General features: G+C 49.8%; 27 protein-coding genes, 1 tRNA gene and 1 riboswitch. Of the genes, 6 read left to right on the forward strand and 22 right to left on the reverse strand.

The features are described 5' to 3' along the window. Window positions 1-134 (reverse strand): helix-turn-helix domain-containing protein (locus tag EKM70_RS09030; RefSeq protein WP_164506290.1); only part of this gene is annotated, 134 nt, incomplete at its 3' end. Window positions 135-408: 274 nt separating this feature from the next. Here EKM70_RS09030 and EKM70_RS09035 point away from each other — a divergent pair. Both EKM70_RS09035 and EKM70_RS09040 read left to right on the forward strand, forming a co-directional pair. Beyond that, a complete protein-coding gene (locus tag EKM70_RS09035) occupies window positions 409-1374 on the forward strand; it encodes a C39 family peptidase (RefSeq protein WP_225416414.1) in 966 nt (321 codons plus the stop codon). A 137-nt stretch (window positions 1375-1511) separates the two neighbouring features. Continuing rightward, complete coding sequence (locus EKM70_RS09040; RefSeq protein ID WP_125547187.1) at window positions 1512-2585, forward strand: S66 family peptidase; 1074 nt, start codon at window positions 1512-1514, stop codon at window positions 2583-2585. Between the two features lie 104 nt (window positions 2586-2689). Here EKM70_RS09040 and EKM70_RS09045 read toward each other — a convergent pair whose 3' ends face one another. The 11 genes from EKM70_RS09045 to EKM70_RS09095 form a co-directional block, all read right to left on the reverse strand. Next, window positions 2690-3157: a zinc metalloprotease gene (locus tag EKM70_RS09045; RefSeq protein WP_225416415.1), complete on the reverse strand. Its 468-nt coding sequence runs from the start codon at window positions 3155-3157 to the stop codon at window positions 2690-2692. Between the two features lie 210 nt (window positions 3158-3367). Continuing rightward, window positions 3368-4099 (reverse strand): MerR family transcriptional regulator, encoded by a 732-nt coding sequence (locus EKM70_RS09050; RefSeq protein ID WP_125547191.1) that lies wholly within the window; start codon window positions 4097-4099, stop codon window positions 3368-3370. A 338-nt stretch (window positions 4100-4437) separates the two neighbouring features. Next, window positions 4438-5376 (reverse strand): pyrimidine-specific ribonucleoside hydrolase RihA, encoded by a 939-nt coding sequence (gene rihA / locus EKM70_RS09055; RefSeq protein ID WP_057877743.1) that lies wholly within the window; start codon window positions 5374-5376, stop codon window positions 4438-4440. 26 nt (window positions 5377-5402) lie between these two features. Next, window positions 5403-5795 carry a hypothetical protein gene (locus EKM70_RS09060; protein ID WP_125547192.1) on the reverse strand — a complete coding sequence of 131 codons (393 nt, stop codon included), beginning with the start codon at window positions 5793-5795 and terminating at the stop codon, window positions 5403-5405. 16 nt (window positions 5796-5811) lie between these two features. Next, window positions 5812-6996, reverse strand: a complete 1185-nt coding sequence (locus EKM70_RS09065) for a NupC/NupG family nucleoside CNT transporter (RefSeq protein ID WP_125547194.1) — start codon at window positions 6994-6996, stop codon at window positions 5812-5814. A gap of 20 nt (window positions 6997-7016) precedes the next feature. Continuing rightward, complete coding sequence (locus tag EKM70_RS09070; protein ID WP_318531970.1) at window positions 7017-8186, reverse strand: iron-containing alcohol dehydrogenase; 1170 nt, start codon at window positions 8184-8186, stop codon at window positions 7017-7019. Window positions 8187-8191: 5 nt separating this feature from the next. Beyond that, window positions 8192-8821 (reverse strand): YczE/YyaS/YitT family protein, encoded by a 630-nt coding sequence (locus EKM70_RS09075; RefSeq protein WP_225416416.1) that lies wholly within the window; start codon window positions 8819-8821, stop codon window positions 8192-8194. Window positions 8822-8851: 30 nt separating this feature from the next. Then, window positions 8852-9544 carry a phosphoribosylanthranilate isomerase gene (locus tag EKM70_RS09080; protein WP_125547197.1) on the reverse strand — a complete coding sequence of 231 codons (693 nt, stop codon included), beginning with the start codon at window positions 9542-9544 and terminating at the stop codon, window positions 8852-8854. 16 nt (window positions 9545-9560) lie between these two features. Next, window positions 9561-10517 carry a PfkB family carbohydrate kinase gene (locus EKM70_RS09085; RefSeq protein WP_125547199.1) on the reverse strand — a complete coding sequence of 319 codons (957 nt, stop codon included), beginning with the start codon at window positions 10515-10517 and terminating at the stop codon, window positions 9561-9563. A gap of 276 nt (window positions 10518-10793) precedes the next feature. Continuing rightward, window positions 10794-11882, reverse strand: coding sequence for a PfkB family carbohydrate kinase (locus EKM70_RS09090; RefSeq protein ID WP_125547201.1), 1089 nt, complete (start codon window positions 11880-11882; stop codon window positions 10794-10796). Window positions 11883-12035: 153 nt separating this feature from the next. Continuing rightward, window positions 12036-12107: transfer RNA gene (locus EKM70_RS09095), tRNA-Gln, on the reverse strand. 234 nt (window positions 12108-12341) lie between these two features. Here EKM70_RS09095 and EKM70_RS09100 point away from each other — a divergent pair. Then, window positions 12342-13331: a LacI family DNA-binding transcriptional regulator gene (locus EKM70_RS09100; protein WP_125547202.1), complete on the forward strand. Its 990-nt coding sequence runs from the start codon at window positions 12342-12344 to the stop codon at window positions 13329-13331. A 56-nt stretch (window positions 13332-13387) separates the two neighbouring features. Here EKM70_RS09100 and EKM70_RS09105 read toward each other — a convergent pair whose 3' ends face one another. From EKM70_RS09105 to scrK, 4 genes are all read right to left on the reverse strand, one after another. Further along, a complete protein-coding gene (locus EKM70_RS09105) occupies window positions 13388-13780 on the reverse strand; it encodes a VOC family protein (RefSeq protein WP_057877735.1) in 393 nt (130 codons plus the stop codon). 70 nt (window positions 13781-13850) lie between these two features. Next, complete coding sequence (locus EKM70_RS09110; protein ID WP_225416417.1) at window positions 13851-14549, reverse strand: fructose permease; 699 nt, start codon at window positions 14547-14549, stop codon at window positions 13851-13853. A 93-nt stretch (window positions 14550-14642) separates the two neighbouring features. After that, window positions 14643-15644 (reverse strand): zinc-dependent alcohol dehydrogenase family protein, encoded by a 1002-nt coding sequence (locus EKM70_RS09115; protein ID WP_125547204.1) that lies wholly within the window; start codon window positions 15642-15644, stop codon window positions 14643-14645. 28 nt (window positions 15645-15672) lie between these two features. Beyond that, window positions 15673-16548: a fructokinase ScrK gene (scrK, locus tag EKM70_RS09120; RefSeq protein ID WP_125547206.1), complete on the reverse strand. Its 876-nt coding sequence runs from the start codon at window positions 16546-16548 to the stop codon at window positions 15673-15675. A 317-nt stretch (window positions 16549-16865) separates the two neighbouring features. Continuing rightward, window positions 16866-16963: riboswitch (guanidine-I (ykkC/yxkD leader) on the forward strand. Between the two features lie 55 nt (window positions 16964-17018). On the opposite strand from scrK, the gene EKM70_RS09125 reads away from it, so the two are divergent. Continuing rightward, complete coding sequence (locus EKM70_RS09125; RefSeq protein ID WP_125547208.1) at window positions 17019-17345, forward strand: DMT family transporter; 327 nt, start codon at window positions 17019-17021, stop codon at window positions 17343-17345. Between the two features lies 1 nt (window position 17346). Further along, window positions 17347-17661 (forward strand): DMT family transporter, encoded by a 315-nt coding sequence (locus EKM70_RS09130; protein WP_125547210.1) that lies wholly within the window; start codon window positions 17347-17349, stop codon window positions 17659-17661. 58 nt (window positions 17662-17719) lie between these two features. On the opposite strand, the gene EKM70_RS09135 is transcribed toward EKM70_RS09130, so the two are convergent. The 6 genes from EKM70_RS09135 to EKM70_RS09155 form a co-directional block, all read right to left on the reverse strand. Continuing rightward, on the reverse strand, window positions 17720-19924 hold the full coding sequence (locus EKM70_RS09135) for a glycoside hydrolase family 65 protein (RefSeq protein WP_125547212.1): 2205 nt from the start codon (window positions 19922-19924) through the stop codon (window positions 17720-17722). Window positions 19925-19952: 28 nt separating this feature from the next. After that, window positions 19953-21005 (reverse strand): alpha/beta hydrolase fold domain-containing protein, encoded by a 1053-nt coding sequence (locus EKM70_RS09140; protein ID WP_125547214.1) that lies wholly within the window; start codon window positions 21003-21005, stop codon window positions 19953-19955. 76 nt (window positions 21006-21081) lie between these two features. After that, on the reverse strand, window positions 21082-22464 hold the full coding sequence (locus EKM70_RS09145; RefSeq protein ID WP_125547216.1) for an MFS transporter: 1383 nt from the start codon (window positions 22462-22464) through the stop codon (window positions 21082-21084). Window positions 22465-23106: 642 nt separating this feature from the next. Further along, window positions 23107-23418 (reverse strand): hypothetical protein, encoded by a 312-nt coding sequence (locus tag EKM70_RS09150; protein ID WP_125547218.1) that lies wholly within the window; start codon window positions 23416-23418, stop codon window positions 23107-23109. A 205-nt stretch (window positions 23419-23623) separates the two neighbouring features. Next, window positions 23624-23770, reverse strand: coding sequence for a hypothetical protein (locus tag EKM70_RS11425; protein ID WP_164506365.1), 147 nt, complete (start codon window positions 23768-23770; stop codon window positions 23624-23626). A gap of 72 nt (window positions 23771-23842) precedes the next feature. Further along, window positions 23843-24379 (reverse strand): PadR family transcriptional regulator, encoded by a 537-nt coding sequence (locus EKM70_RS09155; protein WP_164506366.1) that lies wholly within the window; start codon window positions 24377-24379, stop codon window positions 23843-23845. A 177-nt stretch (window positions 24380-24556) separates the two neighbouring features. Between EKM70_RS09155 and EKM70_RS09160 the strand changes: the two genes are divergently transcribed. Then, window positions 24557-25093, forward strand: a complete 537-nt coding sequence (locus tag EKM70_RS09160) for a phenolic acid decarboxylase (protein ID WP_125547222.1) — start codon at window positions 24557-24559, stop codon at window positions 25091-25093. Window positions 25094-25193 lie beyond the last annotated feature (100 nt).

Genomic DNA, 25193 nt, shown 5'->3' on the forward strand with positions numbered 1-25193 from the left:
CGTCTAATTTCTCGTGATACAGTTGCCTTAGAGCATCCTACTTTCTTAGCAATAAGCCGAAGGGAATATTTTAAAGTTAAACCTGTCAGTATGATTTCTCGTTCTTTTAAGGTAAGATGATGATACAGGCTCATAGTCTGAGTCCTCCTTGTAATGGTGTTGTGGTGATTCCATTTTACAAGGGCTCAGGCTATGAGTCTTCTTTTATGTTCTAATTAGCGTTGCACTTCAATTGTAAATTCGTCATACAAAAAAAGGCTGTGACCACCGTCACAGCCTTTTAAAACTCCCGAAAACCCTTTCGCCAACCCACCCATGGGGCGTATAATTAATCTTGAGTTTAACCATTCGTTAGCCTACTTAGTAGTTACGTCACGAATTAATTATACGTAAGGGTGGTATTTACATATGAAACGACTTCCAATGGCCCTCCTAGCACTTAGTTGCGGCCTTTTAATCAGCACCGTTCAACCTGCAACGGTTCACGCCAGTGCAACTAGTGATGCCAATTCATCATCAACGGTCACGAACAGTTCCTCCACCACGACTGACAGCAGTTCCTCATCGGATTCCAGCGAAAGCCAGAAACCAACGCCGAAGCCCAAACCGAAACCTAAGCCAAAACCAGTGGTCTATCGGCCCATTTCTAAGGTGAAGAAGGTCAACTATTACACTAAGATTGGCCCAAACAAGTCTTACAACCACTCCGTCTATCGGACCGGTGGTGCCAAGTCTTCCGCCAAAAATATGAAACCATACACCATGGCAACCACCTTCGCCAACAAAACGGTCCACATTACTCGCGAAGAAACCATGGCCAACGGCATCTGGCTCAGATTCACCTATAAGAAGAAGGTCGGCTGGATTCACCGCAATGGGACCGTTAAAACTTACCGTTACCTGAATGTGCCCCTGATCGCCCAACGGCCACAACTCCCAACCGGTTGTGAATTCACCGCAACCGCCATGATGCTCAAGTATGCCGGGGCCAAGGTCACCAAGATGTCGATCGCCAAGGAAGTTCCGCGCAGTTCGAATCCGAACAAGGGCTTCGTCGGTAATCCCTATTCTAGATCCGGTTGGTGGATCTACCCTAAGGGCCTGATGAAAGTGGTTAAACGCCACACGGGATCTGCCAAAAACATGACTGGCGCTTCCTTTCATAAGATGAAAAAGCAGATCGACAAGGGACATCCCGTGGTCATCTGGGTGGCCAACGTCGACGGCTTCGTTAACCACGCCATCACGTTACGTGGTTACAGCAAGACCCGGGCTTACTACAATGATCCCTGGACAAATAAGCGGACCAGCATGTCTCAAAAGAGCCTGCACACGCACCGGAAACACGATGCCTACCGGGCATTGAGCTACTAGGAAATTGTTAACAACACGCGTTCTCTCTGAATTGAGAGGACGTTTTTTTAGTCACCCATTTCGCTAGGATTCTCTGGATTGCCTTTCCGCCCAAGAAGTGTAGACTAATAACAATTTAATGATTTGGAGGAATGCCTATGATCAAGCCACAGCCCTTACATACCGGCGATTCGGTCGCCATTGTCAGCCTTTCCAGCGGTGTTCTGGGAGAACCCTTTGCCGCCCACGAACTTGCACGGGGTCAACGCCGACTCCGTGAGCTGGGCTTACAGCCCATCCTGATGCCCAATGCCCTTAAGGGGCAGACTTACTTGAATGCGCATCCGGAAGCCCGCGCTGCCGACCTCAAGACGGCCTTCACCACTCCCAAAATCAAGGGCATCATCTGCGCCATCGGGGGAATCGATACCTACCGGCTGGCACCCTACTTATTCGACGATCCCGAGTTTGTGGCCGCCGTGCGCCAACATCCAAAGCTTTCCACCGGCTTCTCGGACACGACCGTTAATCACCTGATGCTACGGCGGCTGGGACTTACGACCTACTATGGCCCCAACCTTCTCAATGATTTAGCGGAACTGGGGCCCAACCTATTGCCCTATACTCGATGGACTCTCACGCGCTACTTCGAGAACCCTCAGACGACCGCGATCACCAGCAGTCCCTTCTGGTACGAGGAACGCACCGACTTCTCCAAAGCCGCTGTGGGCACACCCCGTGTCAGTCATCCCGAGCGTCGCGGTTATCAAGTGCTCCGTGGTCAGGGCCGCGTTACCGGACGCCTGTTAGGTGGCTGTATCGACAGTCTAAATAGCCTACTCGCGGATACCCGCTACCCGGATGAACCTGCAGTAGCCGCCCGTTATCACCTTTTACCTACCCCAGAAGAATGTCGCGGCAAGATCCTCTTCCTCGAAACCAGTGAGGAACAACCAACCCCTGAGGCCTATGCCACCATGTTGGCAAACCTCACCGAAGCGGGAATTTTAGGAAACGTCACCGCAATCCTCATGGGTAAGCCCCAAAACGAAGTTTATTATGACGCCTACTGTCATGAATTATTAGCCGCAACACGTCGATTCCATACAACGATTATGGCCAATTTAAACTTCGGTCACGCTTATCCGCGAACTGCCTTGCCTTATGAAGCGTTAGCCCAAGTGGATCTTGATCGGCGGAGGCTCACCATCTTAGAACCTTATTTTTCTTAAAAACTTAAAGATCGTAAAGAACCGCCAAAACTGGATTTTTGTCCAGTCTTGGCGGCTCTTATTTATTAACATTTCGAATTACTTAACATGCTTATAGGCCTTCTTCAAATTAGCCTTGTCTTTGGCTGAAGCTTGTCAGCAAACCCTGAGAGTGCACTTGTTTTATCCTTTGAATAATTCAACCCAATAGCATAGCCAACACCCACCAAAGCTGTTCGCTCTTTATCTTGTTCCGTGTAATCGACCATCGCTTGACGGTTCAATTTCACCTTACTTGAAAAGATACCAAAATAGCCACCGGGGCCATTAGTATAGCCCATCATCTCATAATTTCCCTTAAGACTCTTCACCGTTGTTAATCGAATGTCAGCCTTAGAAGCTTTTTTAATACTCCGTAGCTTAACAACATGGAGCTTGTTCCAAGCTTTGACAGCGCCATTCCAATTGTCTTTCCAATGCTTAGACTTAGAATCAATATGGTAAGTAATTTTGCGCGATTGAAAGCTCCCATAGTAGCCCTTACTCGACGCATTAGCAGTGACCGTACCAATACTTAACAGACCCAAGCCCACACCTAAAACGGCAATTGTCTAGATTAGCATTTTATGTAACTTCTGACCCGTTAACATACCCTGACACCCCTTTGTTTGTCATTAGTGATTTTAACTAAGTTTAGTTTAGTCTTACCCAATGGCTAATACTGTTGTGTTTGTCCAGTCAACCTGAACCCTCATTTCACTAAAATAGCCTCACTGATCCTAATGGTCAGTGAGGCTATTGGTTTAATTAGCGTTAGTCTTTTCACGGTACACTTCGACACAGAAGTTCTTCTGACCACAGTGTGGACAAGTTACCTTTCTGGCGCGAATGTTATGCCGAGCAAAGAAAACCTCCTTGAAGGCGGGATTAAAAATCGTCCCACAGTTAGGACAAGCATAACTTACCGAACGGAAATAATCCCAGCTAATCCAGCTCGCTCCGGCAAGCACAACCACCATACCACCGGCGAAGAACCACCAGTTACCTGTGAAGAGTGCGTAGATAAAAGTTCCCCACTCAATGATTCCGAGGGGAACGCCGAACCCCAACATCCGTACATGCACACGTCTTAATTCCTGCTTGTTTGCCATCATGTGTTCCATGTCAGCAATTGACTGAATTGGAACATCAGTAAAGTCGGGTAAGCTCCGTTGAACCAGGCGAAGTGTCCGTAATTTTTCAGCATTCTCCGCCTGTTCCGCCAGTAGTTGCTGTTCCTGCTGGACTAAGACGTCGGCTAAGACTCGGTTGGCTTGGTCACTATCCAGAATTTCCTGAATCGCCGCTAACGTGAGGTCCATCCCCTTGAGTAACCGAATTAATTTGAGCCGCTGCAAGTCGGCCTCCGCGTATCGCCGACGGCCGCCAGTGGTCACAGCCGTTGGGGGCAAAAGGCCCTTCTGGTCGTAATACTGAAGTGTTCGTACCGACACGTGGCCCAACTTGGCTAATTCTCCTGTTGAATAATCTGACATGGTTTCACCTCCTATACCCTTGTTATACCTGACGACGTCGCGTCACAAGCAAGGGGTCTGCCCAACTTTTTGAAATTTTCCAAAATTGTTCGCTTTTCCAATCAATTTCCCGGGTTATTACTAGTCCCATTATACCTGATAACCTGACATCACCCGCAGCAAATGGTGTCCCCTCACAACAAAGGAAAAATGAACACTATCAGCAAGAGCAGCCCCCCGGGAAGCGGGCAATCTCCGCTTACGTAACCCTCCCTAAATCTTGTAGCAGCATATTGAACTCCTGGCAGAACGCAAAAAAGCGCCATCCCCGGCAAGGAACAGCGCTAGTTTCAATTCAATTACTTGTTGAAAGTCTTCAAAGAATCCTTGATCAATTGGATAAAGGCCGGACGGTCAATATCTAACAGAACTTCAGTGTTCTTAGGCTTTCCAGTGAGTTCGTAGTAGTCACAAACCGTTTCACCACGAACCAATTCACCTTCAGTTTCCACGTCAACGTTCATTAATTCACTCTTGAACATTTCTGGGTGAAGCATCCAGGCAATGGTACATGGGTCATGCAGTGGCGCACCCTTGAAGCCCCACTTTGGGTTTTCGTGGTAGACTTCGAAGAAGCTCAGCAAACCGCGGAAGGCGTGGGCAACAGGGTTGTCGATTTCGTCCAACGATTCGATTTCTGGCTTCAGGATTTGAGCCTTGTGGGTCACGTTCAGTGGCGCCATCGTTAGCGGGATCCCGGCGTTTAAGACAATCTTAGCGGCTTCTGGGTCCACGTAGATGTTGAATTCTACGGATGGGGTCCAGTTACCTAAGCCCATGGCACCACCCATGAAGACGATCCGTTCGATCTTGCTCTTCAATTCTGGGTAAACCCGTAAGAACAACGCAATGTTGGTCATAGGGCCGGTAACGACTAAGGTTACCTTGTCATCGCTTTCGCGTAAGGTCTTGGCAATCAGCTCGATAGCCGTCATGTCTTGTACCTTGAAGTCTGGTTCGGCGAGGTCAGCCCCGTCCAAACCGGATTTACCATGCACGTTACCAGCTGTTTCCAACGGCTTCATGAGTGGTGTCCGGTTCCCACCGGCCACTGGAATCTCTTGGTGGTGCATCAACGTCAAGAGACGCATTGCGTTATTCAGCGTCTTCTCTGGGGTTTGGTTCCCAGCAGAAGAGGTTACAGCTAATAGGTCAATCTCAGGATTTGCTAACGCCAACATCATGTTGAGGGCGTCATCGTGACCGGGGTCACAGTCCATAATAATTTTTGTTGTCATGTCAAATAGCTCCTTATCTAAAGTAATTAGTGGGTTGATTTAACCGTTACTTTGCTAAGTTGACTACAGGTCTTGAACCATAGCAGGTTGACCCCGATGCCGACGAGACTGCCGACAATGATGAGGCTCAACAGGCCAGTTGCCTGGCCCAAGTTGGAAACGGCTGTCACCAACGAACTGACGAATCCAAATGCATAGACGATAATGACAAATTCCATTAATCCTACCGCGTGGCGCCGATTACGAAGCACATTGAAGGCGCTCCAGACGTAGAGCACGAGGGCAAACGCCACGGTATTAATCATGGGGCGAATGGCGGTTGCGTTACTCGTCAGCACTGTCACACCCAGGTTCGTGGCAACAAATAGGAACCAAGAACCCAGCATCAACGGTAATAATTTTTTGAGTTTCGTTTTCACCATTCAAACCTCCTAATTAGAAGTACAGACCAACGATTGTCCCAGTAAGGACGGAAGCCAAGGTGGCCCCCAACAACAGCTTCATGGAGAACTTGGCAACGTAACCACCTTGTTCGGCACTGATGGACTTGATAGACCCAGTAACGATCCCGATCGTCCCAAAGTTGGCGAAGGATACCAGGTAAGCAGAGATGATGGCGTTAGCCTTCACACTCAAACTACCGGCGATGGCATGTAAGTTACCCATGGCAACGAATTCGTTGGTAATCAACTTGGTTGCCATCAGACTCCCAACCTTCATGGATTCGTGTAACGGAACACCCATTAAGAAGGCAACTGGGGAGAAGACGTAACCAATTAAATCAGTAAATGAAATGTGGATAATAGCAGTAAAGCTACTGTTTAAGAACGTAACCAGGGCAACGAACCCGATTAACATGGCACCAACAGTGATAGCTAAGTTGAACCCATCGGTGATGTAAGTTCCTAAAACTTGGAAGAATGGTTCTTGCTTCTTTTCAGAAATCTGAACCAGTTCATCGTTGGCTTCAGTTTCGTAAGGGTTGATAATGCAAGAAACAACCAATGCGGATAAGATGTTCAAGAAGACGGCAACAACGACGAACTTGCCGGGAACCATCTTCATGTATGAAGCCAACATTGCGGCTGAAACGGCACTCATTGCTGAGGCACAAATGGTGTAAAGACGTTGTTCGTTCAGCTTTGGGATTTGTTCCTTAACCGTCAAGAAGACTTCTGGTTGACCCAAGATGGCCGTCGATACGGCGAAGTAACTTTCAAGTTCACCCATGCCGGCAATCTTGTTCAAGATCCAACCAGTCCACTTGATAATGAATGGTAAAACCTTGATGTAGTTCAGGATCCCAACCAGTGCGGAAATGAAGACAATTGGCATCAGCACGTTGAGGAAGAAGACGGAGGCACCCGGCTTGATGGCTAACCCACCAAAGACGAAGTCGACACCACCGGCAGCTTGACCCATCAACCAGCTGAAGAAGCCGGAGATTCCGGCTAAGGTCTTAATCCCACCGGAAGTATGTAAACAAAGGAACGAGATAACAATTTGCAAAGCAAACAGAATTCCCATTCGTTTGTACTTGATGTGCTTACGGTCGGAACTAACCAGCCAACCAATCCCAAAGACTAATGCTAGTCCGGTTAATAAGAAAACAAAATTCATTATGTTCACCCTTTTTCCTTTTAGTCGAGGCGCTTACCGAAGCCAGCTAACAACTTGGCAGCGACCTGTTCATTCATTTCTCCAGGCATGTTGCTTGCGAATTGTTCGTTTGCAACGGCCTTGGCATTGGAGACAACTTGTTCGGAAGAGATGCCGTAATCGCTGAATGGGTGTAAGCCCAAGACATCGTCACGGAAGTGTTGGTACTGCTTAACTGCGGCGGTAGCGCGGTCAGCCATGGATTCGTCTTCGGCGTAGTTCAGGCCGAGGATTTGACCAATTTCGGCAACCTTTTCAGGCATCAGGTCACTAACGGCAGTCAAGACACTTGGCAAGGCGTAGGCAACGGCTTCACCGTGGACAATGTGATACTTGGAGCCCAAGATGTGCGCCATGGAGTGGCCCGCGTTGGTCCCAGCATTGTTCAACATCCAGCCAGCTAAGGCTGCGGCAACCATGACTTCTTGACGTGCCTTACGGTTTTGTCCGTCTTTAACGGCAGTTGGCAGGTAGTTGGCTAATAGGAACATCACCTTTTCACAGACAGCGTCAGTGATTGGGCTTGAGAGCCGCGAAGTATACCCTTCGGCAGCGTGAGAGAAGGCGTCCAAACCAGTGGCAATCGTCATCTTGGTAGGTAACGATAACAACAGGTCAGGGTTCAGGATGGCATATTCGCTGACAGCGTTGTCAGAGAGAATGGCCAGCTTCTTTTCCGTCTTCACGTCGGTTACGACGAGGGCGTTAGACATTTCACTCCCAGTACCGGAAGTCGTTGGTACGGCGATTAAGCCCTTGCAAACCTTGATTTCCTTCTTAGGATCCGTGTAGTCCATGATGTCGCCACCATTGGTCCGCACGATGTTCACCCCACGGGCAACGTCGATGGAGCTCCCACCACCAATGGCGATAATGCTATCAGCCTTGGCAGCTTCGAAAGCGGCAACCCCGTCGCGAATGGTTTGTGCAGGTGGATCAGAGACCACTTTATCGAAGACAGCAACATCAATGCCGTTGTCCTTTAACAATTTTTGCGTATCCTGAACCAATTGAACCTTGGCAAGGAAGCCGTCCATGATGAACAGTGGCCGGTGGTAGTTTTCGGTTTGTAAAACTTCAAGAACCGTTTGTGCCAGGTTATCGGTATCGATAACTTTGACGCGTTGTAATAATTTAACATCCAAACTCATTCTATCTAGCTTCTTTCTAGGATTAATCGTTTTCTGAAGACCGAACTCAACGCTTGAATCGTTGGACCAGTCGTCAGTGCGGTTAAGATGGTAATAATCCCGAACTTACCACCTAATAAAATACCAATGATAATGAGACCCACGTCGAAGGTAATCTTGCTGCGGCGCATACTCCATCCGGTAAAGTCCCGGAGAGTTAGCATGAAGCCACTAAAGGGGTCAACCCCAATATCGGCGGCAACGAAGAGGCTAATTCCCAGGTAGTACAGGGAAATCCCTGCAACCCCACCAACCGATCGGCCAAGCAACGTCGTGGACGTGAAAATCAAGGGGTACAGGTACGACCCGATTGACACGAACAAGCCGTAAGGCACCAGGTACATCAAGGTTCCCCAGCTTGCGTAGTGCCGGCCGATAAAGAACAGGGCCACGATTAACACCACATTCAGGTAATTAGAAACGGTTCCTAATTGCGCTTGCTCAAGATGGAAGGTCGTCCGTAACCCGTCGTAAATAATGCCCACCGGATCATTACCCAATTGGGTATTATTGTTAAAGGCAACCCCAATACATACTAGAAATATTCCTAGGAAGGCTAGAGCAACGGTTTTGGGCGTATAACGTTTCGATGACAACTCTCTAACGCCTCCTATGCGATTTAAAAATTAAAGACCTAACTTCTTAGCGGCAGCATCTGCGGCTTCACAGAATGCCTTGACCTTTGGGATATCCTTTTCCATATTGCCGCCTTCATACTTGATACTGGTCTTCGTCAATGAATCAACCCCGTATGGGCGAATCTTTTCAATGGCTTCGGCAACGTTGTCCGGTCCCATACCACCGGCTTCGATAACTGGTACGTTAACTTCCTTAACGATCTGGGCATCAATGTTCCAGTCATGGGTTACACCACTGGCACCGATCCCAGTATCTGGTGCTAAACCAGAATCTAACAGGATGTAGTCAACGAATGGTGCGAAGGCCTTGGCACGAGCGATGGCACCTTCACCATCAACCAGAACGGCTTGCATGAGTTCGGTGTGAGGGGCAACCTTCTTCAAACGCTTAGCAAACTCAGCATCGGCAGCGTAACCGTCACCGGCAATGTGCAAGATGTCTGGTTGGATACGTTCGGCAAGTTGTAACATTTCTTCAGGGTCGTTCGTCAGCATAATGGCAACGGAGGTAACCCCACGACGCTTAGCTTCGGCGAAGATCTTGTCAACACGGTCTAGGGGAACACGGTGGGCAGGAACACCACCATGTTGCATAGGAACAAGTCCGATGTTGTCGGCCCCAGCTTCCATAGTCTTAACGGATTCGTCGTACTGAATCAAAGAATAAATTTGCTTAATCATAAATTGCTCTCTCCTCTTATTTTGAAGTTGTTAAAGTTGCCAGCTTCTGGTTCACTAATTCTGGGGTGATATCTGGCACTGACTTAGTGCTTTCAAGGGCGATGCTGGATGCGGCTTGGGCAATCCGACCCGTTTCTTCCAAAGAACGGTTTGGATCTAAGAAGTGGCTCCAAGTAATCGCGGCCATCCCACAATCCCCAGCGCCGTTAGCGTTGACGATGTTGGTCTTGAAGATTGGCACGTGGACCATACCTTCATGGTTGGCACACAGGATTCCATCGGCACCTAATGAGATGTAGACATTCTTCATCCCGGTGTCCAAGAGAACCTGAGCGGCCTTCTCTGCGGAAGCAGTGTCGGTAATCTTGACCCCACTGAGCAGTGAAGCTTCCAAAGCATTGGGCTTCAAGGTATCCATCTTACCCAGGATGTGGGCAAAGTGTGGCGCCTTCACAACGGAAACCGTGTCGCCAAAAAGTGGCACCGTCACGTTGTCACCCAACCAATCGATGGCCTCCTGCGAGATGTTGGCATCAATCAGACAGATAGCAGCATTGTTAATGAAGTCGAGGCGCTTAGCCAGAAATTCTGGCGTAATCTGTTCACAGATAGCCATATCATTCACACCCACCAACATGTCACCCGTTTCGTCGGTGATGTACATGTAGGTTGAAGAACGGGACCCCTTGACCAATTCGGCCTGGTCCAACATGATGTGGTTTTCTTCACAAGACTTCTCTAGTAAGTGACCATTGTAGTCGTCACCGTACACCGTAATGAGATGGGTCGGGACTTCCAAATGAGCCAAGTTTTGGGCGATGTTTTGACCCACACCACCAACAGCCATCCCAACTTTACCAATATTGGAATCACGCTGAATGACCTTTTGACTAGGCATCCCGAAGATGTCCATGTTCATACCACCAACTACGACGACGTAGTCTGAGTGCTTTTGTAAATTCTGGCTATCCATTTCCATTGCCTCCTTCAGGGCTGGAACTATAAACAAATGTTTATCTAAGTAATCATTTGACAATTACAGAATATAATCTCCGGAGTCCTTTGTCAATAGGAACGTAAGCGGTTGCAGTATTTTGCGCTAGCTTGCTCACCTGATCTCATTATAAAAATCGTTGTTAATCTGGTGATTGGCTCCCCTTCTAATTTACTTTTTCACAAGCAAAAAAAGTGAGATCAAATTTTCGCAATTTGATCTCACTTCGCTATAAGTTCTATTTAATGGATCAGCCTAATTATTCAGGGCCCGTTGCCGATGCTGGAGCACCTGAGCACTCATTCTGTCATTGACCGCGTCGTCTGCCTCGGTGGTAATGTAGGTCGCTGCCACGCCCGCCATCGCCGTTTGACGGAAGTCCTGGTGATTGAGCCGAGCCCAAGCCAGAGCCGCCACAGCCGATGCCCCAGCACCGTTCGTGTTGCGGGCATCCTGCTCGGTGTCGGGGAAGAACACCGCTTGATCGGCATTCTGGTAAAGGATCCCCACTTCGTCGATGTAGATGAAAACATTCGTGACCCCCCGGTCGATCAGGTGATCGGCCGCCTGGCGGGCGGTTGCTTCGTCACGAATCGTAATTTTGGTCAGCAGGGTCGCCTCCAGGGCATTGATCACCAAGGTATCAAGCCGGTCGATACCGTCGTAGAGGTTCATCATCTTGTTAATCCCCACGGCCTTGGCAAATAACGGCACCGTGACGTGGTTGTAAAGCCACTTGATACTCCGTTTGGGTAGGTTGGAATCAATGATCACCAGATCGGAATTGTTGAGGGTCTGCTCATGCCCCATTAGATATTGGGGAGTGATGTAGTTGTTAATATCCATGTCGTCGATCCCCACAATTCGGTCCCCTTGGGGCTGGTTGACGAAGAGATACATCGAGGTGGGTTCATTGGTAATCTGCTTGGCGTGGCTGATGTCGATCTGGTTGGCTAAGGCATCTTCCTTAAAGATTTCACCATTACGATCATCGCCATAGGCCGCGATAAAGTAGGGCTTCACCCCCAACTTACTGAGGTTGACCGCCACGTTTCGACCGACGCCACCCAGCTTGGTATAAATTTTTCCGGAGTAGGAACTCTGGTTGGTCACCGTCGTGCCGGAGACTCCCAGAATATCCATATTAATGCCCCCGACCACCGTGACGTACTTCGGTGGCGTAATCACGTACCCTTTTCCCTGAATGTAACCCTTCTTGACCAGGTTCGAGATATGCGCTGCCACGCCGGACCGGGTGATGCCGGCCAACTCTGCTAGCTCATTTTGCGTAATCATGGGATTCTGCTTGATCCATTCCAGAATCTGCTGCTCGCGGCTTGTCACTGCTGATCACCTTTTCCTTTCATTCACTGTTATTGTGTTAACCATACCCCAGCGCTCCCCGCCTTGCCAACTCATTTGATCGGGTTCCGGTGAAAAATGGCACAAAAAAACTGTCAGTCGCAAAACGACTGGCAGTTCTCGTTAAACCTCTGATTGGGCTAGCTGGGTTCGAACCAGCGCATGACAGGATCAAAACCTGTTGCCTTACCACTTGGCTATAGCCCAAGAATTCGGTCATCACTGACCCAACAGAAATTAATTTTAGCATTTCTCCCCCTAAAAATGCAACCCCTTTTTCACTTCTAAACAGAATTAGTTGACGGCCACCCCCCTAACCGCTACGCTGAATATACAATTAGTAGGTATACTATTTATCTAACGTTTAGATTTGCGGGCTTAAATGCCCCTGTAATGGTTCTTTTGCAACCCAATTCTAATTCCAGAAAAGAAGGAACTGACATGTCCGGTAAGATTACAATTAAAGATGTTGCCAAGCAGGCCGGCGTCTCCGAAGCCACCGTTTCTCGGGCCCTCAATGATAGTCCGCAGGTGAAGCGTGACACGCGCCAAAAGATTCAAAACATTGCACGTAATCTCGGGTACCACCCCAATGGGTTGGCCCGTAGCATTCGGGTCCAACAGACCCATACGCTGGGCATGATCATTCCCGATATTCTGAATGGCTTTTTTACCAACCTGAGCCGATCCATTGAGGATCAGGCTGCGAAATCCGGCTACGACGTTCTGATCGTCAACACCGATGAGAGCCGTGAGAAGGAAGTTAAGGCGCTCAACCTCATGCTCGAAAAACAGGTCGATGGTTTATTGATTGCCAGTGCCGGTGAAGCCACTAACTACACCAACATTTTAGGCAATACCCCGGCCGTCTTCGTGGATCGCATGCCACCGGCCGGTACGGCCCCGGAATACGACCGGGTCCTCGTCGACAACGTGCAAGGAACTCAGGCTGTGGTGGACCAGATCGTGAACCAAGGCGCTCACCGGATTGGGATCATTAACAGTGCGGTTCCCGCCACTGCCGACGAACGGCTGCGGGGTTATCACGAAGCCTTAGCCGCGGCTAGCCTCCCCGTCGACCCCGATATCGAAGTGGTCGCCCGGACCGACAACAGTAACGTCGGCCAAATGACGCGTCAGCTCTTGGTCAATCAGAAGTGTGACGGCCTCTTCGCAGCGGACAATACCATTATGCGAGCCGTCCTGACCCGATTAAACACCCTCGACGTGCCAGACTTTCAGCTAGGCGGTTTTGACGATAGCGATTGGTTCGACTTCTTGGAAAAGCCGATCGTTACCGCCCAACAACCCATCACAAAGCTCGGCGAGATTGCCGTAAACCACCTGATCACCAAGATTCAGAATCCCCACCAGATTCCGCAAGAGGTCCGGCTCACGGCAACCATTATTCCTCGGGCAACACAACGTTAATTACGATCACAAAAAACTCCCTACCGTTATCACAGTAACGGCAGGGAGCTTTTAATCTAGTCTAAGATTTGACAGAATTCAATCGTTTCGTGGTTAGGTCCCAAGATATTGAAGAACCGAATCCCTTTCTTCCAGAAAGATGGAATGGATTGAATCTCATCGTTAACCATCGTCAATCCTTGCGCCTTGGCAGCAGCGAAGGCTTGGTCGACGTCGGTCGTGTTTAAGGAGATGTGGTTAATCGCACCGGCTTCTGGGTTGGTTGGATCGCCTTCCCAGGTTTCAATGGTCAGATTGCCCAGCCGCATGAACGCACAACGGTTTTCCCCATTGGGGAATAACCCAGCTTGTTCGAAGCCGAGAGATTCGTAAAACGCAATGGTCTTGTCTAAATCTGCTGAAGGAATACCAACGTGTTGGATTCCAGTGATGAAGTCACTAACTGACATCGTTTTTTGCTCCTTTTTGTCTGGTTGTTATTGGTTATGTGGCGGAAACGTGCTGTCCCGGGCCACCACTCTACTTGCCGACATCCACGGCCTGATGTTTCAACTTTGGAAAGATCACCTTGTCGGCAATCCCGGTAATCCCACCTTGCGCCAAGAAGGCAAAGATGGTTCCCAACCCAAAGTTCGTGAAGGACCGCGTAATCACGATGGCCACGATAGCCATAATGGTCGGTGGAATATATGATGCCCACATCGCTTTGGCAGCGTTCCCCTTGAAGTAACGGAAACGAAGAATTTGCATCAAATCGTCAGCTGGATGCAAGACCAGGTTGACCCGTTGGTAGATGGAAATGGCCACCGCAATGAAAGCCACCCCCAAGAAGTTCAGGAAGATGTAGAGCACAATCATTCCCAAGGACCGGGCTTCTGGTAACCCCGCAAACAAGGCGGGATACTTGCCATTGAAGAAATCCTCAAACACCTGAATCAAGGCGGAGAACGGCACCATGAAGATCATGTTGCCGGCAATCCGTTTCCAATCCCAATGACGAATCAGGACGGCGTTTAACACGGAAGTCAGAAAACCCATGACCAGAAACGCCCAGAACAAGTTCCAATGAAAGGCGGTTCCGAGGTTAGCTTCCGCTGCGGACCAGTACGCCGCTCCTAAGAACGACGGGTGAATCTTAGCACTCGTCACCAACGTCAGCACGTTTCCGGCAGAGTTGATTACCAGTGATAACGCGAAGTAGGCAATGGCTTTGCCCATCGAGATCGTCCGACCATTAGAGGCATCCAAGGTTGCCGCTCCGCCGTTTAAATCAGTTGTCGCTTCAACTTTCACAATTATCCCTATCCTTTACTAGTCGCTGACCTTAACAACAGCCTTGCTGACGCCGTCAACCTTACCGTTCAGAACATCTTCCACCTGTTCGAGGCTAACTTCGTGGCTGATCAAGGATTCAACATCCAATTGACCACTAGCTAACAGCGCAATGGCATCTTCGAAGGCGTAAGGGTTAATGAAGGCTCCCTGGATCTTCAATTGCTTTTGGTAAACTTCGTAAGTGTTCATGGAGAAGGTTTGGTTAGGCTTCCCAACACCAAACATCAAGACCTGGGCCCCCTTCTTGGTGGCTTCAACGGCTTGTTCCTGCGTTTGTGGTAAACCAACGGCTTCGATCACAACATCGTAGTCGGCTGGAATGCTTTCACGCGTGGTGTTGTAGGTGTTCGTAACACCAAATTTTTCCTTGTTGAAGGCTAATTTCTTGTCGTTTAAGCCGGCAAAGTCCACTTGGTGAACACCGTAAGCTTGTAATAATTGAACGAACAATTGCCCCATGAAGCCGTCTCCGATGACCAAAGCTTTTTGGTATGGTGTCAAGTCCAGTAATTTCACCCCGTGGACTGCGCATGAGATAGGTTCCGTCGTGGCGGCGGCCTTCAATGAGACGCTGTCAGGTAAAGCGTAAACCACAGATGCTGGTGCGGTGAAGGACTTTTCCAGACCACCGTCACGCGTTACCCCAACAGCGGATAAGTTGTCACAGAGTTCGGGCCGGTCAGTCCGGCAGTATTCACATTCGCCACAGTAGATGTTCGGGTCAACGGTCACGCGGTCACCAACCTTAACGTTAGTAACTTCGCTCCCAATAGCCGCAACGATCCCTGAATTTTCATGACCTAACACGATTGGTGGTACGGCATCGGCTGAGCCAGGAAGGCCGGCGTAGAGGGCACGGTCGGTCCCACAGATACCGGCATAGGCGGTGTTCACTAAGACCTCGTTAGGTTTAACTTCGGGCGTTGGTAAGTCTTGAATTTCCATTTTTTTGGTTCCAGTTAATACTAAAGCTTTCATCAGATAAGTCTTCCTCTCTTTGTGCTGTTCATTTGTTGTATTCTCTAAGCGCGAGGGCAAAGTCCCCGAGTGTGGCTGAGCCATTATCCTTAACGGAAGGCATCACGATGTAATCTTCGAGCTTGCCCACGTCAACGTAATTATTCAGTAGCTTGGCAAATTCGGCCCGCACCTTAACCAGGAATTCTGGACTGACCACGCCACCGCCAAAGACAATCTTGTCGGGACGAAGCATCAGCGTTTCTTGTAAGGCAGCTTGTGCCACGTAGTAGGCCATGATGTCCCACACGTGATCGGTCAATGGGACTTCATGCCCATGCTTTCCAATCCGAGCTTCAAACGTTGGTCCACTGACCAAGCCTTCGAGGCAGTCCCCGTGGAAGGGACAAATGCCAGCAAAGTCCAGGTCGTCTGGGTGGCGCTTGACGCGAACGTGACCCATCTCTGGGTGACCCATGCTCCCGACAAACTCACCGTCCACGATGGCCCCGGCACCCACGCCGGTTCCAATCGTGAAGTAAACCAAGGAATCAATCTTTTCATTGAAAAGAGTAGAAACCACGTATTCACCGTAAGCTGACCCATTCACATCGGTTGTCCAGTACATCGGCACATCCAGGTCTTGTTTCAACCGACCCAAGAAATCCGTGTTCGACCAACCCGGCTTCGGCGTATCCGTGACATACCCGTACTTGGGAGAGTTGCGTCGTAATTCAATCGGACCAAACGATGAAATGGCAATGGCCTTCAAATCGGGGTATTGCTTGAAATAAGCGATACACTGACTCAAGGTTTCTTCCGGTGTCGTGGTGGGAATGATGACCCGGTTATCCGTGCGGTAATCTTCGTTACCAATTGCACAAACAAACTTTGTTCCACCGGCTTCAATACTTCCAAGTTGCATAATAGCTACCTCCATATTTTTGCCGGGGACCGTGACCCGCGGCACCAATTGCTAAGCACTGAATGACTGACCCAGTCATTTTTAAATCGTTTTCAGTATAGCATCGGGGTCTCATTTTAGAAGGCGTTTTCACGCGTCAACATTTTCAGAAAAGACCGATAAAACAAGTCGCCACCGAAATGCAATCGATTTCATTTTTCGTGAATTAGGTCACTTTACTAGTCCAAATGACTGGTTTTCAATCCCATCATCCCCCAAAATCCCGGTTGACCCCCTTCGAAATCCGTGCTAACCTAGCTTTACCGCATCAAATCGCATACTTTGTTTTCTAGGGTTCCGCTACGTCAGTAGGCCTGGTCCGAGAGAAAACCCGTGGGTGGTCCCACGGACACGGAAGGGAAAAAGCCTGGGAGATTTTGTCATTACGACAGAATTTCTCAGGCTTTTTCTGAGTTTATAGGAGGAAAATGATGAATAACCATTGGTTTCGTGTCATTATTGGCGCCATCTTCGAGGTCAGCTGGGTGGTGGGCTTCAAGCACGCCGACACCTGGTGGGAATGGATTTTAACGGCTGTGGCAGTCTATTTGAGCTTTTACTTTCTCATCAAGGCTGGCGAGGTCTTGCCGGCCGGCACGGCCTACGCCGTCTTCGTAGGACTCGGCACGCTGGGCACGACACTGGTGGGAATTCTAGCCTTTCATGAACCCGTCAGCGTCACCAAGGTTGCCCTGGTGATTCTGCTCCTAGTTGGCATCGGTGGGCTTCAAACGGTGACAACCAAGGAGGTGAACTGAGATGGCCTGGATCTGGTTAATCTTCGCCGGACTCTGTGAGATGTCTGGCGTCACCTTCATGAATTGGGCCATCCACCGTCGCACCTGGTGGCTGTGGACCCTGATGGTTATTGGCTTTGCCTTTAGCTTCGGCGCCCTCGATATCGCCTTACAGACACTGCCGATGGGGACGGCCTATGCCGTGTGGACCGGGATTGGGGCCGCTGGCGGAGTTCTCACCGGGATGCTCTTCTTCGGTGAGTCTAAGGATTGGCGGAAACTCCTGTGGGTCGCCGTCATCTTACTTGCCGTGATCGGTCTCAAATTAATTAGCTAAACAAAAAACAACCCCTACCCGTGAGACTCTCCGTTCTACAGGTAGGGGTTGTTGCCAGTTAACTGACTTTTTCTAATGAAATGAGTTTGCCATTCACGCTGACGCCGTACGTCGGAATCGGACCACTTATGACCGTGACATTGGTCGTCGTCGCGGTCAGATCGATTTCTAAGACGCTCTCCGCAATCTTCATCCGGTAGGTCAGCCGTTGTAAATTCTTTGGTAAATGATTGGTAAAGTGGACCACTTCATCCTGAACGTAGAAGCCAGAGAATCCGGCCACTAAGGCCAGCCAACTGCCACCTAAGTTTGCCAGGTGAAGGCCGTCCGCCGTATTCCCCTGCAAGTTCACCAGGTCCATTCTAGCGGTATCCATAAAGTAGTTGTACGCCTTGTCGCGATCGTCCATCCGGGCTGCAAGAATACTGAAGATCGACCGTGACAGAGAAGAGTCATGCGTCGTGACCCCTTCGTAATACTGATATTCGCGCTTCAACTCCTCGGTCGTCAGATCCTCTGGGAAGAGGTATTCGGCCAACAAGGTATCCGCCTGCTTGGCCACCTGATAACGGTAGATCGTCAGCGGATGGTAGTGCAGCAGCAATGGGAAGTTGTCCGGCGTCGATCGGTCCTTGGGCCAACGTGGCTTGTCGAGAAAACTGTCATCCTGCTCGTTAATCTTCAGATCGGCGCTGTATGGCAGGTAGACGTGATCCGCTAAGTTCTGGTAAACATCCAGATCGGATTCGCTAACCCCGAACGTTTCGAGGTTACCCGGCGAGCGTTTCTGAATTTCTCGAGCCAAATCCACGACCAACTGGAAGTTATGCTTGGCCAACCGGTTGGTATAGTAGTTGTTATTGACCAGCGCCGTATACTCATCGGGACCGGTCACGGTGTGAAATTCAAACCGACATTCGGTACCAATCTGTTGCCAGGATCCGAAGTCTTCCCAGAAACGAGCGGTCTCGAGTACCATTTCAAATCCACACTGGAGAATGAAGTCCAGATCACGGGTGATCTCGTAGTACTTACCCACCGCATAGGCAATGTCCGCATCGATGTGATACTGTGCCGTGCCGGCTGGAAAGTATGGCGAGGCCTCTTCACCGTTGATCGTCCGCCAGGCAAATAACGCGCCCTGACTGGCTCCCAACGCGTGGGCCCGCTCCCGTGCCTTCGGCAGAATTTGATAGCGGTACACCAGGAGCTGCCGTGCCATCTGTTGATTGGTGTAGATGAAGTACGGCAACATGTACATTTCGGTATCCCAGAAATAATGGCCCTCATAGCCAGACCCGCTCAGACCCTTGGCCGCAATGTTCGTCCGGCCATCCCGACCGGCGGCTTGATTGAGTTGGAAGATATTGTAATGAATCGCTAAGTCCAACTCTTCGTTACCTTCTACGGCAACTTCACTACGCTGCCAGACATCCTGCCAGAAGTCTCGACTGTCCGCCGTCAAGGCATCCAATGAGGTTGCTACAAACATGGCCGACGGATCGATCGTGTTCTGGCGACTGATATCCCCCACGTAGGCTTCGTATTCCAACGTGTGAGGCTGCCGGTCGCTGAGATCGACAGGTTGCTGCAGCAGGCTGGCCTGCGCCGTGAGTAGACCCAGGTACAGGGTCACCGCCTGTTTGGTATTGTGCGTCTTCACATGATAGCGTTGTAGATCGGCCGCTAAAAACGTCGTTTCACAGATTGGAACGCCGGCCAAGCGCGTCTTTCGAGGATCGGCCGAAGCAATCGCCTCCACCTCGGCGGGCACGGCGATCGACTTGCTGATCAGCAAACCACCAGCGTAGTTGCCCGGGGCAAAAGTATAGCCAATTGCCCAGAAGTTCGAACGTTGTTGCCCCATGACGGAAGTCACGGTCATCTTGACCGTTTCCCCCTGCTCGGTACTCGTGAGGTAGTCCTCGACCAATTTACCACTGCTCAGATCCAGATCGGTTGCCGTTCGTTTACTCCGCGTGAAGTGGTGCCCCGTATCGGTTGCCACGTGAATATGCCGCAGATCCGGCAAGTTTAAAATCGTTTGGTGTTTCTGGGCATAGCCGACTCCCGCTTCACCATAAGTAATCGGGGCGGTCTCGTAGAACCCATTGATTAGCGTCCCAGAAATTGGATTCCCGTTAATGGGATCGTTGGCGCGGACGCCAAAGTGGCCGTTGCCCAGCGAAAAGATCGTTTCCAGATACTCTGGTCGCTGGTCGGAAACGTCTTGTAAAGTTAAATGATAGTCTCGTAAGTTCACACTGATCTCCCCCAATGTTGCCTATACTTTAGATCAACTTAGCCGCCGAGCGCAAGGCATCTTGCACGGCTGGCACATTCCCCGTGAAATTCAAGAAGGCGTGGCTAATTCCGCCGTAACAGAAGTAGTTAGCATCCTCATTTGCCCGTCCAACTTGTTGGATGAAGGCTTCACCCTGTAGCCGGAACGGATCATACTCCCCGACTAACAGAGTCGTGTGCTTAAATGTCTGGGGATTGGCCAAGAGTGGTGACAGGAGCGGAGCCGTCAGATCCAACGGCTGGTCCGCCACGTAGTAGCCACTCATAATGGTATCGAGTTGTTCGAACAACTGGTAGCTGCGATGCAAGGCGTGCCGTTGTTCCGAGACGATGTCGATACGGCTGTCATCCCACAATTCGCCATCCAAATCGGATCCCTGAATCAGGGTTGGATAGAATAACATGTGTGATGCAATCGTGCAGATCCCCATGGAGTGACAGAGTTGACTAACGGCCAAGGCAATCGAACCCCCGGCCGAATCCCCACCTAAGGAGATGTGCCGGTAGTCCTTGGTCATGGCAGCCACGACGGCCAAACCATCCAAGATCCCGGCCGGATACGGCTGTTCCGGTGCCAAGGCGTAGTCAACATTGTAGACCACACAGTTGGCTTGTTCGGCCACGTACTTCAAAGCTAACAAGACGTCTTCTGGAGTCCCCCCATAGTAGGCACCCCCATGGAAGTAGATGAGCGCCTTATCCGCCGTCAAATGGTCCATCCGGGCGATCCGAATGACCCGAACCCGCCGATTCATGGCAACAATCTGTTGCATTTCTACCTTCATGTCAACAGTCGTCAAATCCTTTTGTCCCGAGGTTTCCGTCCCTTGCCGGAGGCTAAAGAGGTCGGTCGGTAACTGGGGATTCTCCTCGATTGAGGCCACGGTTTCCCAGACTAAGGGTTCAAATGTATGCAACGGTTCACGGTCCTTGATCCATTTGGTCACACCATCTTCAACATAAGTGGCCGTCATGCCTTTTAACCGACGTAATTCGTCCGCATACCCTAGAGATTGCTTGGTTGTTGTATCATTCAACATGATGATTACCCCTCTCATAAGATAACCCGACAACGGATCACTGATTCCCCCAGATCCCCTGACGGGTCAAAAATTATTAAGCTTCTTCGTGCTCCAAATCAGTCTTTTCTTCTTCAGCCTTCAACGCCGCAACCTTATTTTCATCCAGCGTGTAGAAGTGCAGAATGACCACAATTCCTAAGGCCAAGATGACTGGTAACCAGATGAAACTGGTACTGATGGCGGTCACAGCCTTAGCACCTTGAATCTTCGCGGCGGCACTGAAGCCTCCCCAGGAAAGAATCCAGCCGGCTAAGAAACCACCGAAGCCCATCCCTAACTTGGCCCCAACCATTGGGACAGACGACAGAATCCCGGGTTCATCAATCCGTAACTCCGTCCGAGCATATTCCACCGTGTCGGCAATCATTACGAAGGCGATTGAGAAGGCCGCCCCCATGGCGATCGTCGCGATGATGTTCCCCGCAAAGAGGAAGAAGAGGTTCTTGTGTAACAATCCGATTGGCATGATAGCTTCCCCAATAGCAAAGGTAATCATGGCGACAACCATCACGTATTTGTGACGCATAATTTTACTTAAGAATGGCACGGACAGGTTCCCAATGACGGCCACAATGACCAAACCATTGAATAACCCAATCATATCCGTCCGACGATAAACGTAGGTTAAATAGTACACCGCTGTTTGCATCCGGATAACCCAGAAGGTCTGTAAGAGAATAAAACTCAGACTCAACAGCACCCAAGGCTTATTCTTCGCAGCACCCTTCAGGGACTCCCAGACACTCAAGTGGCCCTTGATGGTTTCGTCTTCATTTGCGGATTCAACGATTGGCTTTTCCTTCAAATTAGCGAAGGCCCCGAAGAACAGGATCATGATGGCAACCCCGATCATGGCGGCCCAAATCGTCCACCCACGCTGGGCGTTCTTACCACCCAGGAAGGCAACCATTGGCAAGGAAACGGCCCCAATGACGGCCGTCCCAATGTTAGTCATCACCATCCGGGCACTGGCTAAGTTCGTCCGTTCATCTGGGTCAGAAGTCAAACTCGGTAAGATAGCCGTAATTGGCGTGTTGGCCCCGGAATAAACCAGACTGAATAACGTATAGATAATGGCAATCCACGTTAATTGAACTGCTTTGTTGCCCCCGAACGAAGGGTTAAAGAATAGCAGAACCGTTAAAATCCCTAGTGGAATCCCGAACCATAAGAAGTAAGGCCGAGACTTCCCGTACTTCGAATGAGTGTGGTCAATCAAGAAACCATAAACCACCCCATCAAACGCGTCAATACACCGTACAACCAGGAACAAAGTCCCCACGAACGCTGGCGAAATGCCCATGACCGTGGTGTAGTAGAACAAGAGATAAAGTCCAACAATCTGCCAAATTAGGTTACCGGCCATATCCGTCGCGCCATAGAAGAAACGCTGTTTCCAGATCTGTAACTTACTCATAATGAAACCTCCCCCATATATTTTGATCCGCTCAACTTGTAACCGCTTACATATATAGCATACTGGATCGCTGTATCCGCGTGAATCCCGATTTTTTTGCCAACTACTTACCTTTTCTAACCTAAGTGGTCAATCTATGTAGATCCACTGTCAGCTTGACAAACGAACCTAGTTACCGCCCTCATAATACCCGATAACTTACTGAATAACTGGTGATGGGACTTAATTAGTAACGCTTCCTAACTCACCTTTTACGTCGCTCTATTTTATGGCCAACAATCCCAAGTCCTCAAGACCATAGGCCGTTTAAGACCGCGCCTCCGGGCGGTTCTGTAGGGGCTGGAACGTAGTGGCCACGATTTGATGCCCCTCGCTAGGAACGCGACGGTCTTCAAACTCGGGCTTTCACTAGGGCCGGGCAACCACCCGACCAAGTGAAACGACACCACTGAGCCTCTACAGAACCACCCTGCGGCTAAGATTGGTCGCTGTTATGAGGATAACGTGACTAATTGGCAAGCTAGCGATTCATAGCCCTGCCTTTTCTGAATCATAAATGGTCAGCCTGCCTGATTTACAAGTCACTCTGACTCCCATCAGTCCTAGTACAAGGACACAAATCTACGCCAAATATTTTGACCATTATTCACCAAAGACAATGGCGAGCAGGACCAGCCCAACTCCCCCCAACACAACGACGAATAAGCCATAGGCCACAAAGAGACTCCCTAGAATTCCCACTTTATGTTGGGCCAGCTTAACCGAGAGGTAATCGCCCCATGCCAGAGTCGCCGCGCCATACAACCCAAAGCCCCAATCATGCAACTTGGTGAATTTTAATAAGGCAATGCTAGCCGCAAACAAAACTAACCCGGCAATTGGGATCACCCGATTAACCGTCGTCGGCGTATACACGCGCCCGTAACGCTTAGAAAGCTTTCGATACCATCTCATGCCATCACCCGGTCTCATGGTTAACGCTGACCTTGGCATCAGAATTAACCACCTCTTTTGATGCCTATGGTAGGCAACATAGAAAGAAATCAAAGTTTCTCTGCTAATAAGAGAGGACTACCGTCGCTGAACTAATTATATTCGGCATCTGTTTCCGGTAACAATTTAAAAAGCCCAGAACACCCCGTTCCGGGCTAAATCATCATTACCAATCGTCAAAATCCCAGTCTTCAACCCCATCTGCCGTAAAGGCTTCGCGTTCGATCCCCGACAATTCTGGTAGCTGATGGCCTCCTTTTTCCGGCAGATTCACAACCGCGAACCCGTCGCGACCCAGGACCGCTAGATCCAATGGCCATCTTGATAGAAGGTCAGATCCGAGGTCAGTTGGCTTCAGCGTTACGCGATAGTACCTGGCGCCCCCCTAATCCGTCAGATACCTCGACAACCAGGCCACGTAGTCGCGCTCTCGTTCGATGGCATGGTCCAGGATCAAGTAGTGACCATACGCCTGCTGCTTAGCCGCATCCGTCGGGAATACCGTCTTTAGACGGCCCTCCAAGTGATTGAGTTGCGTCTGATGGAGGCGAAGCTGTTCGCGCAACATTGGCTGAATGCGAGGATCTTTGTCCGTTTTAATAAAGTACAGCTTGAGAATAAATTCATCCTTGCTGGGGGTCAATTCCGGTGAGGGTTCGCTGACCCAGTCCACCAGCTTGTCATGGCCACTAGGGGTGAGCGTATACTGCTTCTTTGCCAGTTTCTCGCCCGCTACGGTGTCTTCATGGGTAATCTCACCCGCATCTTCCATTCGTCGTAATAACGGGTAAATTTGGCTATGCTGAGCCTGCCAGAATTCCCCGATTTCATTTTCAAAGGCCTTGGCCAAGTCGTATCCGGTCTGGGGCCGCTGATTCAATAAGCCCAAAATAATATATTGTAGTCGATTTCGCTGTCCGATATTGGCCATCCCCCTTGATTTCGCGCGGTTTCCTTACCTTCATTGAACCAGTTTCGCCACCAAACATCAAGAAAAATTGTTGACAGCGCGTGCCGATCACCTTATAGTAATCCCATTAGCTTAAACATGTAATTAATTACATGTTACAAATATCATATTTTTAAGGAGCGCTCACACATGACAAAACAATTCAAAACCCTTGATGACTTCTTGGGAACTCACTTTATCTACACTTACGACAACGGTTGGGAATACGAATGGTACGCTAAGAACGACCACACCGTCGACTACCGGATTCACGGGGGCATGGTTGCCGGCCGCTGGGTAACGGACCAGGAAGCTAACATTGTCATGCTGACCGAAGGCATCTACAAAGTTGCCTGGACGGAACCAACCGGGACCGACGTGGCCCTGGACTTCTTGCCTAACAAAAACAAGGTTAACGGCACGATCTTCTTCCCTAAGTGGGTTCAAGAACATCCCAAAATCACGGTCACTTACCAAAACGAACACATCGATGTCATGGAAGCCGCGCGGGAAAAGTACGCGACTTATCCTAAGATGGTTGTTCCCGAATTCGCCACAATCACCTACATGGGGGATGCTGGTCAGAACAACGAAGACGTTATCGCCGAAGCCCCTTACGCTGGCTTACCTGACGAAATTCGCGATGGCAAGTACTTCGACAGCGACTACAAGCGAGTTAACAAGTAGTCACTGGTTTAAAACTTAAACCATAAAAGGCCGCCTGCGGCTGCTACCGCAAGATTATCAATAATTTCAAAAAATGGATTCGTTCTCCTTTTTCGGAAAA

The organism is Levilactobacillus lindianensis, assembly GCF_003946095.1.
GTDB lineage: Bacteria > Bacillota > Bacilli > Lactobacillales > Lactobacillaceae > Levilactobacillus > Levilactobacillus lindianensis.